This is a genomic window from Shewanella sp. YLB-07, assembly GCF_009377275.1.
Map to the genome: position 1 here is coordinate 592,473 of NZ_VOQB01000002.1, position 17,356 is coordinate 609,828.

The following is a 17,356-nucleotide window of genomic DNA, read 5'->3' on the forward strand; positions in this document are numbered from 1 at the left end:
ACATTCAAGTAGAAATGATTGAGTGACAGGTATGGTGTTTTAGCCATTTGTGTGACAAGTCTTACGGCGCTCTGATCGAAAAAATATGTGATTGAATTTCAAATTTGCACTCACCTTCTTAAAAGCTTGTCAAAATGAAAATTTCCAAAACTAAAAACTGTGACACCCGTCCGGTTTAACTTCTTTTGGGTTGCCGTTAGATCTAAAAATGGCAAGAAGTGAGGGCTTGATCTACATTTAATGAGTGGCTAGGGATAAATGGATTAACGGCTGCATATTAACGGAATAATACTCAACATGGAGTTACTATGAAAAGCACACTCGTATCTGCGACACTTATGGCTGCAATTTTTTCACTCAGCGTCTACGCTGGTGAGGTTTCTAGCCAATCGAAAACGACCCATCAAAATGAAAATGCACGCCAAGTTCAACAGCTTAATGTCAATATCAACACATCTTCAATAGAGGAATTGGTTTTACTTAAGGGAATAGGTGAATCAAAAGCGAAAGCGATTGTCGAATATAGAGAGACTAACGGCAAGTTTAAGGTGATCGGTGATCTTTCAAATGTGAAGGGTATCGGGCCTAAGCTTGTTGAGAAAAATAGGGTATTTCTAAGCTTATAGCTCAGATCTATAGACTATCTGTTTATAGAAACAGCAGTCAGCAGTCAACAAGACGATAGTTGCTGTTTAGGACTTGATTGCTCGGCGGGCTTAGTAGATAATGCTCGCCGTTCTCTGAGGTATTTTACTCAAAGAAAGCAATGGTGACCTTAGGGTCCCCTCGCAATGATAACTTGTGAACTCGGCCAGGCCTGGAAGGGAGCAACCGCAGCAAGTGACTCATGTGCCGGGGTGTGGCTCTAGGGGAACCTCCAATCTCCTGGTACATCAATATCCTATACATCAATAGCTTACGTCATAATCACCTCTGGTGGTACATTTCGTGAGAATCAGTTCAGTACAAACTCTCCTTATTTGCTCCAATCTGGTTATGGTATGCGCGTATAGTCGTACCTGAAATTCTGCGTTCTAGTATTGGCAAGCGCGAGCTGAGAAAGTCATTAGCCACCAAAGACAGATTTTAAGCTGCTCGTAAGTCACTGCAAGTATTGGTCAACTTTATAAGAAGATGCAAGGGAGCACTGCAAGTGACTAATGTACTGATGTGTGGCTCTAGGGGAACCTCCAATCTCCCCTAGTTCATCCTTTTCTATTTCAAAATACTTCTTCAGTGACTAACCATTATTTTCAGCTGTTTTTCTTATGCAAGTTAGCCTTGAGAAATGCTCTCGATTTCTCCAATGCGGTTTGGATTTCAGATCTCATTTCGGACAGCTCACTGTAATCCTCAAAAAAATAGGTATCGACCAGATGCCGTATATAGCGAACCGGGAGCTGGTTTAGAGTGACACAACAAAGATCTGCCAGATAGTCTTCCGGTAATTCATCGAGTAATCCTTCATCGGACAAGAGTTCCATAAGAAGGACTTCGTAATAGTTTCGAATTTCTAATTGCATGCAGATGCTCCGTGACAGTTAGTGTCTAATAAGAAAGATAGTTTAGTTTGCAATCATATTTATATAGCGGCAATAGAAAAGTGCAATATCTTCAAAGATAACTTTAGCGCTAATTCGGCATTAATGCCTCTCACCTCTACTAAATCCGGATACAAAAACGCCAGCAAGTTATGCTGGCGTTTGGCTTTTATGCGAGATGGACGCTGTATTTATAGCTGCTGAATGGCCCAACCCATAAACTCTTTACGGGTCTTATCATCGGCATGAAGCCACCAGTACTGCAACATCTGTTGGGCATGCTCGCCTTTATCGGCTTTATTCCCTGCAGCCGGAACCATTGGCATAGCATCAATTGGGGCCGGGATACTGACTGGAGCCGTCGGTGTCGAACTTGCCGAGGCTGCAATCACAGCTCCACCAGTAGCAGCAGTCGTTATCGCTGCAATGTCTTGTTTATTTCCGCCACCAAATAGGCTAGTCACGAAGGAGTCTTCGGTGAAGTCTGTTTGAAGGACCTTATAATTTACAGTCCCCTTGTCAGTGCGGGTGATCACCACCTGCGGAGATTTAGCGAAAGACTTAGGTTGTTTTACGATGTCGCCATCGGCGGGCTTCAATGTGTACTCATAGTCGCCATCAACTGCAAGGGTAACGATGAAGGGAGATGACTTGATAAAGCTTTCACTGTCACTGAAATCATCTTGAACCATATCATGGTAACGGATCGCAATCTTGTGTGTGCCCTGGCCTAATTCAAGATCTGATTTATGGCTGAATAAACTGCTTTCGACTTTCTTACCGTCGATGGCCAGATATTCAAATGACATTGGGATATTCAAATTAGCTGCCAGGGCCGAAGATGAACCCAGCAGAGCCAAGATTGCGGTGATAGACATGAGTGACTTCATTGTTGCTCCTTAACGATTAAAAGGCTTATAGTTTTGAGAGAATGGACGCTCAAACGCTTGAATGCGATCTTCTATATAGCTGATGGCTTGTCGACACTTTCCTAGTCGTCGATGAACCAACAGGATCTCATTTTGCATCTGGATTTTGTCAGCACTATGACAGTTATTCAGTTGTGATTGCAAAATGAGGATTTTCTGTTCAAATTTACTCACCCAATTGAGATGTTTGTTGAGCTCTGCATACAGTTGGTGACTATTATGCATGACTCCGGCGGCGATCCAATTGAAGCCGCTCTCATCGTGGGACTTATTTCTACGCCTCTTTGCTTGGGCGACTCGAAAAGCTCTTTGCTGCGATGCCGAATTGGCCCCTAATGAGGTGGTATTTAGCGCTCTTCTTACGGCGGTAAACCTATCTTGGATACGTTCACAGCTCAAGGCTATGGTATGGGTAGATATGTTACCTTTTATCAGCTGACCTAGCTGCTTAATACTCTTGTTTATCTGTTCTATACAGGGCGCAAGCTTAGCGCCGGATTGGATAAAGAGTTGGTCGTTAAATCTGTCGGTATCTCTAAGCAGTTTCTGCTCTCTCTTGGGCAAATTAGCATCGTGTTGAAGCACGTCCTGCTCTAGCTGCTTCAATTGGACTGATAACTGCCTTAGGAGTTCATTCGTATTCATAGTTAGACCCATGCATCCCAAGCTAACTTTGCCGCGATCAACAATACCAGAGTGATAAATGCGGGTCTGATAAACTGGACGCCGAATTTTATCGCCGTTCTTGCACCGATAAAGGAACCTAGCATCATACATAGACCCATTGAAAGACCGATAATGACATTCACTTGCCCAAGTGTGAGAAAGATCACTAAAGAGGTGAGATTACTGGTGAATGTCATTGCTCTGGCTAAGCCACAGCTGTGAAGAAGCGGCAGCTTATGGTAAGTGGTACTGGTTATAGTCCAGAATGCGCCTGTACCAGGCCCGGCGAAGCCATCATAAAATCCAAGTGGAAAGCCTTGGAGCCATTGCTTAATTTTAGACGCTGGTTGCTTAAGTGGTGTGAATGTATTGCAGCCCATGGCATTGGGTTTGAGTAGCGTGTAAATCGCAATAATCATGATCATCAGTGGTAGCAGTTTTTCTAACCAACGGCTATCGATAAGAGAGACGATGAAGGTGCCAGCTATCGCGCCGAAAAAAGTGGCTATAAAGGTGTAGTACCACAACTGAGGCGTGAATAGGTTTTGTTTATAATAGGTATAGGCAGCCGTAGAAGACCCAAAGCATGCGGCTAATTTATTGGTGCCCAGTGCCGTATGAGGATTGATGCCCAAAGCGAGAAGGGCCGGAATAGAGAGTAAACCTCCACCTCCCGCGATGGCGTCGATAAAACCTGCGAGTAAACCGATCCCGGCTAGAATGGCCCAAGTGCTGGGTTCAAACAGTAAATCCAAAAAAAAATCCTACTCAATTACGCGTCTGAAGGGGGGGAGTGCATCGAGCAGTGATTTTCCATACCGTTTAGTGACTAAACGTCGATCTAAAATCGTGATACGTCCATAGTCTTGCTCGTTGCGTAGTAATCTACCACAACTCTGTATTAATTTGCGCGAAGCATCGGGGATTGTCAGCTGCATGAAGGGATTTCCGCCTTTTATCTTGATATATTCCGCGTGAGCCTGTTCGACGGGAGAGGTGGGCACCGCAAAAGGCAGTTTTGTGATGATCAAGTTAGTCAGGTAATCGCCCGGTAGATCTAATCCTTCAGAGAAGCTACCTGTACCGAATATGATACTAGGTTCATCGTTATCGCATCGTTTCTTATGGGCCGATAAAATTTCTTGTCTGGAAATAGTGCCTTGGATCAGTAAGCCTGTTTTGATCTTACTCTCGACCATATCGACGACCTTCTCCATCTGCCAATAAGATGCGAATAAGACTAAGGTGGCCATCTCACCTTCAATCAGGGCTAAGATCTGCTGGGCGAGTTCTTCGGTGAATTTTTCGTCCGTAGGCTCATTGTTCATCTGAGGCAGAAACAGGGTAGCATTCTGTTCAAAGTCGAAGGGCGAGTCCATGGCTAGAAAGCGGCTACCGTCGTTGAGTGACAGGCCAACTTGATGGGTGAAATGATTAAAATTATTTAAGGCTCGTAAAGTCGCGCTGCAAAGCACCACACCTGCGGCCTTATCCCAAAGTAGCTTTTCTAACATGAAGCCGACTTCTATGGGGGATGCACTGAACAGGTAATCTGTCTGTTTACCGGTTAATATTTCAATCCAGCGTGCCATAGGAGCCCCTTTGGGGTGATCTTCCTTCGCCATCATCTTCCACAGCTTCTGGAGATTTTCCAGCTTCTGCAACATGAAGCCCGTTTCTGTGAGCAGCTGTTCGGCTTGATGTTTTGGAATATCGCCATCTTTTATGGCTTCACTGAGCAAGGCTAACATCTTATTGAACTGCTTGAGGGCCGTAGTCGATACCGTGGCTAAGTTCTCTGCCTGGATAAGCAGCGCCTGGGGTAGCTTGCCATGCTCGAAGCGTAAACGATTCTCAGGATTGTCGAACCTGTGTGTTTGACTATCACAAAAATGAGCTATCTGAGTGAGTTGACCCGTAAGATCGGTAATATGGTCCTGCATTGCCTGCGCCGGGCCTATGATGTGGTTACTCTTTATTTGGTTTTGTAACTTGCTACAGGTCTTCTCTATTTTCTCCAGCCAGTCGACTGCGCCCCTGAGTGTGGTTTGTGCGCTGGAGAAGTCTCTGGCAACCATTGGCAGGTGGTGAGCTTCATCTATGATGTAATACACGTCTTCGGGATCGGGCAGAATGACTCCACCACCTAGTTCCAGATCGGCAAACAAGAGGCTGTGGTTAGCGATCAACACATCCCAGTTATCGATATCTTCACGTGCTTTATGGAAAGGACAATTCCTGTGGCTGGCGAGTTGTCTGTGACAGCTGTGTTTATCACAAGCTATCTGCTGCCATAGGTGGTCGGGGAGCTGTTTGACTAAGGTGTCACGCTCGCCGTTCCATTTACCTTCATGGTACTGCTTCAATAATGTCTGCAGCAGCTTTATCTGGCTGTTGTCGGGTTTGGTCTGCCACATCGCCATCTGAGTGCTGTTATCGGATCCGATTAACATCTCTAATTTAGATAGGCAAACATAGCGTTGCCGACCTTTGACTAAACCGAAGGTAAAGTTTAGCTCAGATTGCTGTAAAAAGAAGGGCAGGTCCTTGTGCAACAGCTGCTCTTGCAGGGCTACGGTCGCAGTGGCGATACAGACTTTTTTCTTACTGGCCAGTGCCAATGGAATAGAGCCTAATATGTAGGCTAATGATTTACCTATCCCTGTGCCAGCTTCGACCACGATAATTCGCCTGCTTTTATCGTATTCACCGGCTAAGGTCTTAGATATTTCGGCGACTATGTAGTTTTGCTCACGCCTTGGACGAAAGTCAGGCAAGGAGTTTGCAATACCTTTATATATGGAGCGGATCTGTGTTTTTACGTCGGCCGATAGCATAGGTATATATGGAAGAGAAATAGAGCTGTACATAATAACAGTGATTGCATAGCCTTAACTACTCTAATTTTATATTATTGAGTTAAATGTGATCCCATTTTCATCGAGTCCTTGTTTTGGATAGACAAATTATGTCAGTAAAGCCCTCTTTAGAGCTCAGTGGAACCTCATCGGTTAAGGGGCGGATTCTTTCTCGCCATACGGTGCAGCATTCGGGTATGGCTTGGCTGCATTATTATATTAAAACCACCGATGGCCCCGTTTTAGTCAAAGTTCCTCATGCTGAATATATGTGTTTCTGTGCAACATCTGCTGTGCCCAGTCTGCAAGCATTGCCGCAGTCAGCAAAACTAAGACTGGTGGATCTGCCGCTTAATAACTTTAATAGCGACCCTGTCACCGCCATTTATGCGAGCTCATCACAAGTATTCAGACAGGTGATCAGAGGCGCTGTCGATCTCGGCATTCCTCTGTTTGAAACTGATATTCGTCCAGAACACAGATACTTGATAGAGAGATACATAGCGCTGGATGTAGAGTTTATCGGTCAATTCGATCCTCAAAAGCAGGGAGGACTGGCCAGTTTTACTGCCACTCGAGCAAGAAAAAACTCTGTTGATATCCAACTTCAAGCCATATCTCTCGATTTTGAATGCAGTATGTCGGGCGAGCTTTACTCGGTCGGCCTCTACGGCAAGACATCAAATGACGAGTATAAGAAAGTGATCATGGTGGGCTCACCTTGTGAGATAAGCAGCGATACATCGGCAATATCTGATGACCAAGCTGATTATATAGAGTGGGTAGCTGATGAGAGAGGACTTATCCTCAGTTTAATTGATTGGTTTGCAGAGTATGATCCTGACATCATCATAGGTTGGGCCGTGGTGACGTTCGATCTGGCGCTTGTTTATAGAAGAGCAAAACTACATGGGATCAAGCTTGCAATCGGCAGGGGAGGCGCTGAACTGAGCTGGAAAATTCCGGATAAGTACCGTCCTGAGACTCTTTCTCTGCCCGGCAGAGTTGTGTTAGACGGCATTGATTGGTTAAAGGCGGCATTCTATCGATTCGATAGTTTCTCATTAGAGTCTGTTGCACGTGCCTTGCTCGAGGAGGGCAAAGCATTGCCCAGCGGTAAGAAGGGGGTTGAGAATCGAGGAGAGGAGATAACCGAGCTATTTCATCATAATAAAGCAGCGCTCGCCCACTATAATTTAACCGATAGCCGCTTGGTGTGGGATGTGTTCAAGAAAACCCAGTTGTTTGAGTTTGCTTTAGAGCGTTCTAGGCTGACCGGGTTAGAGCTCGGCAGAGTCGGCGCCTCGGTAGCGGCATTCAATAACTTATACTTGCCTCACCTGCACAGGGCGGGTTTCGTTGCCCCCGCAATGGCTACTAGCCAAGGATTAGAGAGTCCGGGTGGCTATGTGATGGATTCTATCCCCGGCCTTTATAAGCATATCTTAGTGCTCGACTTTAAGAGCCTTTATCCTTCCATCATCAGAACCTTCTTAATCGATCCTAAAGGACTTATCAAGGGACTGTCGGAACCTGAAGCAGATAATGTTGAGGGTTTCTTGGGAGCAAAATTTAGCCGGGATTCTCCCATATTACCAGAGCTGATTAAAACACTCTCGGAGCATAGGGAAGAGGCGAAGAGCGAAAATAATGCGCCGCTGTCACAGGCCATAAAGATAATTATGAACTCTCTCTATGGCGTATTAGGCTCCCGTGGTTGTGTATTCCATGATGCCAGGCTTGCTAGCTCTATTACCCTAAGGGGTCATCAGATAATGAAACAGACACGAGCCTGGATTGAGGAACTTGGCTACCAGGTCATCTACGGCGATACCGATTCAACCTTTGTCTGGCTGGGGAAAGATCCGACGGATATCGATGTCGATAAGATAGGTAAGGGCTTAGTTGAAACGATTAACACTAGATGGAAACATAAGTTAGATAAAGAGATGAATTTAGCGTGTCATCTAGAGTTGGAATTTGAATGTCATTATGAGCAGTTTTTTATGCCAACTCTCAGAGGTTCTACTGAAGGGTCTAAGAAACGATACGTAGGTGCTTTTACTAATCATGAAGGAGAATTGCAGCTCGTCTTTAAAGGAATGGAGCAAGTGCGCAGTGACTGGAGTCCGCTTGCCAGACGTATACAAGAGGCACTCTATTACCGGCTATTTTCTAAAGAAGATGTGATGGCCTTCTTACAAGAGGTGGTCAATGACTTGATGCAAGGCAAGTTGGATGAAGAACTCGTCTTTAGTAAGCGCCTGCGTAGAGATATTGCCGATTATACGGCTAAGTCATCTCCTCATGTTAAGGCGGCGAAAATGATGTGCGACTTTTCAGGCTCTGAGCGTTTCTCAAAGAGGGGGACTAAAATTGAGTACCTTATGACACTCAACGGCGCCGAACCGGTTAAGTATCGTCAATCTATTATTGATTATCATTACTATTTAACAAGGCAGCTTGCCCCCATCGCCGAACCTGTTCTAGGTTTGCTCGATAAACGCTTCTCGGACATCAGCTCTAAGCAGATGTCGTTAATTTAGTGAGTACTTTCTTAAGATTGTTCTGCTTTTATGTTAACAAATGGTTTATCGTCTGCTATAAAAAGGTTTTCTTGGTTAAAATGATGAAAAAACAGGTGGTTTTTGTGACTTTCGTCTTTGAGCGATAACTAATCTTTTGCTAACCTCAGCTGCAACTAGGAAGACAAAGAACAATGGAATGACAAAAAATAGAACCAAGCAGACTGAAAACATAAAGGTTAGACATCACATGAAAAGAACTTTAGTAGCATCGGCATTGGCAGCCGTCATATTTGTCCCGTCAGTATCGGCAATTGAAATCTATAAAGATGACAAAAACTCAGTAGAGATCGGCGGTTGGATGGATGCCCGCATCATCAACACTCAAGGTGCTACAGAGGTGGTAAATGGTTCATCACGTATCAACTTTGGTTTTACCCGTGACATGGATAATGACTGGAAAACATTTGTAAAACTTGAGTGGGGTGTAAACCCATTTGGTACTAGTGACATTGTTTACAGTAGCGAGAGTAACTTCGAATCTCAAAGTGGTGACTTCCTTACCAACCGTCTCGGTTATGCAGGTCTTGCACACGATAAGTATGGTTCACTCTCTATCGGTAAGCAGTGGGGCGTTTGGTACGACGTAGTCTATAACACCAACCTGGTAAACACTTGGGATGGTAATGCGTCGGGTACTTACACTTACAACAAGGCCGATGGTGCAGTAAACGGTACTGGTCGTGGTGATAACACAGTTCAATACCGTAATGCATTCGGTGATGTCAGCTTCGGCCTGCAAGTGCAGCTAAAGCAAGATAGTTTTGATCTGATTGAAGATAATTCTTTAATGTTCCCGACAGCTGATAATAGCGTGATGATCGGTAGCCCAATGGCTATTACGGGTGACTCTTTAGGTACAATTGAATACAACAATACTGTTGGTGGCTCTATCACTTATGCTGCCACAGATATGCTAACGCTTACTGCTGGTTTTAACTTAGGTGAGTTTGACGGTACTTTGGAGTCTGGTGAAGGTATCTCTGAAACAGACTACATCTATGGTGCTGGTTTGACTTGGGGCGGGTTTGAACAACCTGGTTTCTATGCGGCGATTAACATCAACAAGAACGAATTCCATGATACAGATAACATTGGTCGTTTAATGCCTGATGCTGTAGGTCTTGAATCACTGTTCAGCTACAAGTTTGATAATGGTCTTAAGCCTATCTTTGCTTATAACTACCTAAAGGCTGGCGACGCTTATGAAGCACTTTATAATGATGGCGAGTTTAAGCGTCAGTTTATTGTAGCGGGTCTTCACTATGTGTGGGATGAGCAGACAATGCTTTACATCGAAGCCCGTAAAGACATGAGTGACTTCAATGTTGCAAACCAGACTCCAGATGAGAGTGATGGCGTGGCAATCGGCATTAGATACTACATGTAATAAGCTGGCTACTTAGCTTGTTGTAAACGCCCTATACGGGCGTTTTTTTATGTGCGAAGAATACTTCATATGGGTAAATATTCTTGTGTAATTAACCAACCCATCAAATATATATGACTACTATCTCCTAGACTCTATTTTCCAGATTGAAAAACAAAAACTGACAAACCGTACATTAAAGTTTACGTAAACGAGAACTGTGGTAGAGAGCTAGAGTCGACATATACAAGTTTAATTATGTCAAAACACTCTTAATTTAATCTTGTTATGAGGGGAATGAAAAATTCAAAAGCGATATCCATGTTTTCTCGTGACTCTAATGTGCTGTTTTTAAATCGATAATTAATAATGTCGAAAGTTAATCCCTTCTTCTTGTTCATTCCTTCTCTTACCGCTGAGCATTTTACTACAACTCTTGTGAGGATTTAAATCAGCTTATAAATCTTTATTGTATACAAAATAATCAATAAACTGGAACGTCTGTGAAAGTTAGCGTGTACTTGTTGATTAAATGTTTCATGTGTGGTCTTATTTGTTTGCGAATGTATTCCAATGTAACGATTTGTGTTCATTCTAATGCATTTAAAAAATATAAAAAATAAGAGTCCAGGGAGAAACAACATGTACAAAAATAGCTTATTAGCTAATTCAGTGCGTTTCGCACTAATTAGTGGTGCTGCAGCAACAGCAGCAATTACAGCTCCAACAGCTTTTGCGGCTGATGAGTCTGCAAACGTAGAGAGAATTTCAGTAACGGGTTCACGTATCAAACGAGTAGATATTGAAGGTGCCAACCCAGTTACAGTAATTGAAAGAAGTCAGCTTGAAGATCTCGGTATCACTGATATCGGTCAGCTAATTCAAAAACTTCCAGCAATGAACGGTGGTGTGGTTACTTCGACGACAAACAATGGCGGTTCGGGGGCTGTAACTGTAAACTTACGTGGTTTGGGATCAATTAGAACTCTAGTCCTTATTAATGGTAAACGTACGGTTGATGGTGGTGACTTTCAAACTATTCCAGCATCTATGATTAAGCGTGTTGAAATTCTTAAAGATGGTGCTTCTGCTATTTACGGTGCAGATGCCGTTGCTGGTGTTGTAAACATCATTACTCGCAATGATTTCGAAGGTGTTGAAATTAGTGTTCAGCGAAAAGAGTGGACAGAAATCACTGATGGGGCCGCTAACGATTCTGTTTCATTAATCGCGGGTAAAGCTTTTGACGGTGGTAATATCGTTTTCGGTGCAGAGTACAACAAGCAAGAAGGCGCTGTACAGGGACAGTACGAAGGTGTTAAGCATTTCCAAGAGCCTCTGCACGTAGGGGATGTTGAAGATTTTGAAAAGAATGGCCTAACTGATGATAACTCTGTTTTTTGGGGGTCTTCACGTATTCCAAATGGTCGATTCTTACCTAATGGTGCTACTGGCGGACAAGTTTTTGATCCTAGTCTAGCTGGATGTAGTGGTAGTGTCCCTGCATCAACGAGTTGTTTCCGTGATGCAAATAATGATTTTTATAATTACTCTCCAGTAAACTACCTACAAACCCCGTTTGAACGCATCAACGTCTTTACTGAAGGGAATTTCGAAATCTCTGATTCTGTGAGATTTGAAAGTGCAATTCGTTTGAGTAATCGTAAATCTATTCAGCGTTTAGCTCCAATGCCTTATGATTCTCGATTTGATCCAGGTGCAAATGTGAGAGATGCTGACGGTAATGCTGCTCAAGGTATTTCAGCCGACAGTTATTACAACCCATTCGGTGTAGATGTAACAGATGTTAGACGTCGTGTTACTGAAAGTAACCGAGAGTTCTCACAAGATGTAACTAACGTTCAAGCTGTTGCAGGTTTCTCTGGTGAGTTCGCTGAGGTTTGGGAATGGAATGCCACTTATAATTGGGGCTACCGTACACGTACAGATATAGATAAAGGTCAGTTTGTTGCTGCAAACATTGCTAATGCATTAGGTGCTTCTTTTATGGACACGGATGGTGTCGTAAAGTGTGGTGAAGCTGGTGCGATTATCGAAGGTTGTACTCCAATGAACATGTTTGGGGAAGGAAATATTTCTCAAGAAGCATTGGACTATGTTGAAGCCGACCTCACAGATACATACAATACTCGTCAAGATGTATTAACTCTTAACCTCACTAATTCAGAACTGTTTGAATTACCTGCAGGTTATGTTGGAATGAGTGTAGGTTATGAATATCGTGATGAACAGTACACTTATTCACCTGACTCGGGTAAAGCGAAAGGTGCAGTTTCAGGTAACAAAGGAGCGGGTACTGAAGGCGGTTACCGTGTAAACAGTCTCTTTGGTGAGTTTGTTGTTCCTATTTTAGCTGGTGTTCCGGGTGCTGAACTCTTAGAAGCTAATGTCGGTGTTCGTTATGATAACTTTAGTTCATTTGGTGGTAATACTTCGGTACAAGGTTCACTGAAGTATATGCCGATTTCTAGTTTACTTGTTCGTGCTACAGCGGGTAATGTTTTCCGAGCTCCATCTGTAGATGAGCTGTTCAGCTCGCCAGCCGATGATTTCGACCAAGCTGTCGATCCATGTAGTACGATTAACTACGGTGGCTTAAGTGCTGATGGACAAGCACGTTGTATGGCATCTGGTGTAGCTGCTGGTGGATATGAGCAAACCGATACTCAGGTTCGTGGTCGTTCTGGTGGTAACCCAGAATTGCAACCTGAAGAAGGTGATACATTTACGGTTGGTTTGGCATGGTCTCCAGAGTTTATTGATGGTTTTAGCTTAACCGTTGATTACTGGGATATAGAGTTAACTAAAGGCATCGATGGTTTAGGTGCTCAAGCGACTATGGATCTGTGTTATGAAGAAGGAATTGATGAAGCTTGTGGTCAGATAAATCGTATGCCAAGTGGTAATATCGATACAATCAATACTACCAACCTTAACCTTGCAGACGAAAAAGCGACGGGTTTAGATACTGAGATTACTTACAGTTTTTCTACTAGTATTGGTGATTGGCGTACAAGCTTAAACTGGACGCATTTAATTGAGCGTGAGAAAACTGCATATGAAGGTGCTGATGTAATTGAATTGAATGGGCGAATCGATACTTCTACTGCAAGAGATGTTTATCCAACTGATAAAGCTAATTTCTTTCTCAATTGGGGTTTAGAAGATATTTCGATTACTTATAGTGCTGAATATATATCTTCAATTGAGTCTCCATATTTCTTCTTCGATGAACAAGACCAACATATTGAGTCGCAGTTGTATCATGATATTACGGGTTCATATATTTTCCCAACTAATACAAAGATAACTCTTGGTGTAACTAACATTACCGATGAAAAAGCTCCATATCTTGATCAAGGATTTAACGCTAGCACAATCCCTGAAACTTATAGAGTTAATGGTCGTGGTGCATTTGTAAGAATATCGCAAAAGTTTTAAATAATTAAGATATAGATTTTAATTTTGTAATGCCTATCGGTGATCACTGATAGGCATTTTTTATATTAAAATGTCTCTAGAATTACTTCAGTATCTCTTTGTCAGATGTGTAACCGATATTTTGGTTATGCACCACTAGTTAGCCATTAAACAGGCCTACAAACTATTCTCATGAACAAAAACAACAATTGAATGCAAGGTTAAAGCAAATGGTGGCGATTAATAGGCAACGTTCTCCAGTAATACATCAAAGAAGAGTTTAATCTCGGTAGTTTTTGGTTTCAAAATAAGATGCTGATTCTTCTACTTCAGGAGTACAGTAATGAGACAATATTTAAAATCGCTCTTCTAAATAGCTGAGCCTGCTAGTCGTGCAGTCATATGTATGGATAGTAAATTTGGACATAGATCTGCCATGGATGATTTTTAAACCTCTCTATTTTACCACTTCCCATTCTGACCTATCTTTCTACACTGTTTAACCAGAGAATATTTTGGAGTGTAGATAAAAAGAGAGACAATATTGAGTTCGCGAAGCAGTAGACCCTAACTCTATAGAAATAGTATTGAAGACTTGATTTTTTACCGCTAAAACGCAACAGAATAGATCGCGCGTTTTTGTGAATATTTCATAGCATCACATTTGGGTTCAGTGAAACGCTCTACATTGAAAATGATGGAATTATCACCTAATATCCTGTTCTGTCGAAATTAAGTCACTCACCAGAGAATTGTCATTGTGATCTGCGTCACGCCAAACCTTGTCGTGCGCTCGGTGTGAATCTTGGATGTAATTGAATCTACACATTAGCATTTAGCAAAGAAATGGATTGCTTTTAAAGGAGAATATATAATTAGTTTACTGGTAAAACCAGCAACTGTTGCGAGATTGTGAATAATATTGCCAGTTTGTTGCTGCGTTATTGTTAATTAAAACCAAAGTCTTACAGCGTTTTTTTTGTCTTTAAGCCCTGACTCCTGTTAATCATATGATATATGACTTGTTCGAAAACCTGCCTTTTGTAGCTTTTCCCCCCTCTAATGCCTTTTTTCACTAGTTTTAGGTCGTTTCAATTGTTGACACAGGTCAACAATTTGTGAAATGATGCCAGCGGTGCTACACCTTATTCGGTGTAGAAAAATAAGATAATAATTAACAATCACAAGAGAAAGACATACTTATAAGCAGGAAATTATCGCAAATATAAGCGGAATTCCATGTTGTTAATAAGTTAAACCTTTTTAATTTTACTTCAAATTGGTTGGGAACTATGTCCAAGGTAAGCAATAAAACAAAAATCGCTACAGCGCTCGTAGGCGCACTAGCCTTAGCTGGCTCAAACTTAGTGATTGCAGATCCTCTTTCTGACGTTCAGAAGGCTGACAGCAAAATTCACGCTGAAGCAGCAACATCTCAAAAGAAAGTAGATAAGTACTTTGACCAAGCTCAGGACATGGTGTTCGAGTATGGTTCAGTTGCAGATGAGCGCGAATCACTAAAATCTTACAATGATTACGTTGCTGGTCTGGTAGCAGATCAAGAAGCAACAATGAAATTAATTCAAGATGACATCAATGGCGTTGATACACTTCGTCAAGGTGTTGTTCCTCTTATGTTTAAGATGGTTGACGCACTGGAGCAGTTTATTGCTCTGGATCTTCCTTTCAATCAAGAAACTCGTATTGAGCGCGTAAACAATCTTAAGGCACTATTGAACAGTGCAGAAGTGACACTTGCCGAGAAGTTTCGTCTGATCCTTGATGCATACAGCATCGAGCGTGAATACGGCAGTTTCGTTGCCGTTAAAACCGGTCAGCTTGAACTCAATGGTAAAGAGGTCTTGGTTGATTTCTTCAACTTAGGCCGAGTAGCCCTTTATGCACAGAGCTTAGACCAGAAGTCAGCTTGGATGTTTAACGATGAAACTAAGGCATGGGATGAGCTAGATGAAAGCTATCTTCGTGAACTGACTAAAGGCATCCGCATTGCACGTAAACAGGGTGCTCCGGATCTATTCTCGTTACCAATCCCTGCTGCGGAGGCTGCACAATAATGAAGAAGTTAATAACTACAGCAATCGTTGCTGCAACCCTGGTTTTATCTTCAGGTATTGCGAGTGCAGCAGATGCGCCTAAAACGATCGACCAGCTGCTTAAGCAGGTTCAAACAGATCGTGCTAATGCTTCGAAGACAAACAAGAAGCGTGAGCAAGAGTTCAGAAATGAACGTGGCGATAAGGCCGCTCTACTTAAACGTGAAAAGAATGCTTTAGCTACCGAGCGTCAACGCGGTAAAGATTTAAGCCAAGCTTTCTTGGATAACGAGCGCAAAATTGGCGAGTTGGAAGAGAACCTAAAAACGGCTCAAGGTGACTTGGGTGAGATGTTCGGTGTCGTTAAAGGTGATGCCGGTGATTTCTCCGGTAAACTGGTAGCGTCTAACATCAGTGCTCAATATCCTGGACGTGATGTCTTCATCGCAGAACTTGGTGCGCGTAAGCAACTGCCAAAGATCGACGAACTGGAGCGTTTCTGGGAAGAGCAGTTATTTGAAATGGCGCAGTCTGGCAAGGTTGTCAACTTCGAAGGTGCTGTTACCGATATCGACGGTAATATCCGTAATACGACCATCACACGAGTGGGTGCCTTTAACTTACTTGCCGATGGTAAATATGTTGTTTATAACGCCGACCTTGGTCTGATTCAGGAGCTATCGCAGCAACCATCCGGTTACCAAGTCAAAGCTGTGTCTAAGTTTCAGGATATCACTTCTGGTATCGCTCCTCTCTACATAGATCCTATTAAGGGTGTGTTGTTGAGCATCTTCACGCAGAAGCCGACTATTGAAGATCGTATCGAAGCGGGTGGAACTATCGGTTACATCATTATTGGCCTGCTTATTATCGGTGCCATCATCTCTATCGAGCGTATAGTCACGCTTACTCTTGTAGGCGCTAAAGTTAAAGCCCAACGCAAAAATCTGGATAACCCAGGTGACAATGCCTTAGGTCGTATTCTTAAGGCTTTCCACGACAACAAAGATGTCGATGTTGAAACGCTGGAACTTAAGCTTGATGAAGCCATTCTGAAAGAGACACCGGCACTAGAGGCTCGTATCTCGATCATTAAGGTACTCGCTGCAATCGCACCTATGATGGGTCTACTCGGTACAGTAACCGGTATGATTGCTACCTTCCAAAGCATCCAGTTGTTTGGTACTAGCGATCCTAAGCTTATGGCTGGCGGTATCTCGATGGCATTGATGACTACTGTACAGGGTCTGGTCGCTGCTCTACCTCTGATGCTTATGCACGCAATTGTTATTGCTCGCAGTAAGTCAATCGTACAGGTACTTGAAGAACAGAGTGCAGGCATGGTTGCGACTCACGCTGAGAAGAGGAACGCCTAATGTTATTCCTGATGGATATCTGGGATTCCGTCAGGGGCTTTATGGCCGCCGGAGGCGATGTTCTCTGGTTGGTCGCGGCAGTGTTGTTTGTCATGTGGGTATTGATGCTTGAACGTTACTGGTATCTCAATTGGATATCACCAAACGAACATAAGGCAATCATAACCTCATGGGATGCCCGAGAGGATTCTACCTCTTGGTATGCACACCGCATCCGTGAAGCCTGGCTTTCCCAAGCGAAACAAAATTTGAATGCACGTATGCTGTTTATTAAAACCTTAGTTGCCATCTGCCCTATGATAGGTCTTTTAGGCACAGTGACAGGTATGATTTCGGTATTCGATGTGATGGCAGTTCATGGGACGAGTAATGCTCGTATGATGGCAGCTGGTATTTCAATGGCGACCATGCCGACAATGGCGGGAATGGTAGCGGCGTTATCGGGGGTATTCTTTAGTACTCGTCTGGACGCTAAGATGAAAATCAGTTTAGAAAAGCTAAAAGACAGCATGCGTCACCACTAGAGAGAGATTGAAC

13 protein-coding genes and 1 other RNA gene are annotated in these 17,356 nt (G+C 43.1%); 9 read left to right on the forward strand and 5 right to left on the reverse strand.

The window, feature by feature from the left end:
• Nucleotides 1-308 precede the first annotated feature (308 nt).
• The 3 genes from FS373_RS06460 (at nt 309) to FS373_RS32680 (ending at nt 1,090) form a co-directional block, all read left to right on the forward strand.
• Nucleotides 309-626, forward strand: coding sequence for a ComEA family DNA-binding protein (locus tag FS373_RS06460; protein ID WP_144047262.1), 318 nt, complete (start codon nt 309-311; stop codon nt 624-626).
• A gap of 149 nt (nt 627-775) precedes the next feature.
• Nucleotides 776-872, forward strand: an RNA gene (ffs, locus tag FS373_RS06465) — signal recognition particle sRNA small type.
• A gap of 137 nt (nt 873-1,009) precedes the next feature.
• On the forward strand, nt 1,010-1,090 hold the full coding sequence (locus tag FS373_RS32680) for a hypothetical protein (RefSeq protein ID WP_416221750.1): 81 nt from the start codon (nt 1,010-1,012) through the stop codon (nt 1,088-1,090).
• Nucleotides 1,091-1,253: 163 nt separating this feature from the next.
• Here FS373_RS32680 and FS373_RS06470 read toward each other — a convergent pair whose 3' ends face one another.
• The 5 genes from FS373_RS06470 to dinG all read right to left on the reverse strand — a co-directional run bounded on the left by FS373_RS06470 (nt 1,254) and on the right by dinG (nt 5,973).
• A complete protein-coding gene (locus FS373_RS06470; protein WP_144047261.1) occupies nt 1,254-1,523 on the reverse strand; it encodes a late competence development ComFB family protein in 270 nt (89 codons plus the stop codon).
• A gap of 209 nt (nt 1,524-1,732) precedes the next feature.
• Nucleotides 1,733-2,431 carry a DUF2057 domain-containing protein gene (locus tag FS373_RS06475; protein ID WP_144047260.1) on the reverse strand — a complete coding sequence of 233 codons (699 nt, stop codon included), beginning with the start codon at nt 2,429-2,431 and terminating at the stop codon, nt 1,733-1,735.
• A gap of 9 nt (nt 2,432-2,440) precedes the next feature.
• Nucleotides 2,441-3,115 (reverse strand): primosomal replication protein, encoded by a 675-nt coding sequence (locus FS373_RS06480; protein WP_144047259.1) that lies wholly within the window; start codon nt 3,113-3,115, stop codon nt 2,441-2,443.
• Between the two features lie 2 nt (nt 3,116-3,117).
• The gene (locus FS373_RS06485) at nt 3,118-3,891 is read right to left on the reverse strand and encodes a sulfite exporter TauE/SafE family protein (RefSeq protein WP_144047258.1); all 774 of its coding nucleotides are present in this window, start codon (nt 3,889-3,891) and stop codon (nt 3,118-3,120) included.
• Between the two features lie 9 nt (nt 3,892-3,900).
• The gene (gene dinG, locus FS373_RS06490) at nt 3,901-5,973 is read right to left on the reverse strand and encodes an ATP-dependent DNA helicase DinG (protein ID WP_152829103.1); all 2,073 of its coding nucleotides are present in this window, start codon (nt 5,971-5,973) and stop codon (nt 3,901-3,903) included.
• A 131-nt stretch (nt 5,974-6,104) separates the two neighbouring features.
• Between dinG and FS373_RS06495 the strand changes: the two genes are divergently transcribed.
• From FS373_RS06495 to FS373_RS06520, 6 genes are all read left to right on the forward strand, one after another.
• Nucleotides 6,105-8,540, forward strand: a complete 2,436-nt coding sequence (locus FS373_RS06495) for a DNA polymerase II (RefSeq protein WP_152828979.1) — start codon at nt 6,105-6,107, stop codon at nt 8,538-8,540.
• Between the two features lie 229 nt (nt 8,541-8,769).
• Nucleotides 8,770-9,969, forward strand: coding sequence for a porin (locus FS373_RS06500; protein ID WP_144047257.1), 1,200 nt, complete (start codon nt 8,770-8,772; stop codon nt 9,967-9,969).
• Nucleotides 9,970-10,590: 621 nt separating this feature from the next.
• Nucleotides 10,591-13,410, forward strand: a complete 2,820-nt coding sequence (locus tag FS373_RS06505; RefSeq protein ID WP_185976855.1) for a TonB-dependent receptor domain-containing protein — start codon at nt 10,591-10,593, stop codon at nt 13,408-13,410.
• Between the two features lie 1,271 nt (nt 13,411-14,681).
• Entirely contained in the window at nt 14,682-15,464 is a 783-nt protein-coding gene (locus FS373_RS06510) for a DUF3450 domain-containing protein (protein ID WP_144047255.1), read from the forward strand.
• A complete protein-coding gene (locus FS373_RS06515) occupies nt 15,464-16,819 on the forward strand; it encodes a MotA/TolQ/ExbB proton channel family protein (protein WP_144047254.1) in 1,356 nt (451 codons plus the stop codon). Before FS373_RS06510 ends, FS373_RS06515 begins: the two co-directional genes overlap by 1 nt.
• Nucleotides 16,819-17,343 (forward strand): MotA/TolQ/ExbB proton channel family protein, encoded by a 525-nt coding sequence (locus tag FS373_RS06520; RefSeq protein WP_144047253.1) that lies wholly within the window; start codon nt 16,819-16,821, stop codon nt 17,341-17,343. The genes FS373_RS06515 and FS373_RS06520 overlap by 1 nt, the downstream gene beginning before the upstream one ends.
• Nucleotides 17,344-17,356 lie beyond the last annotated feature (13 nt).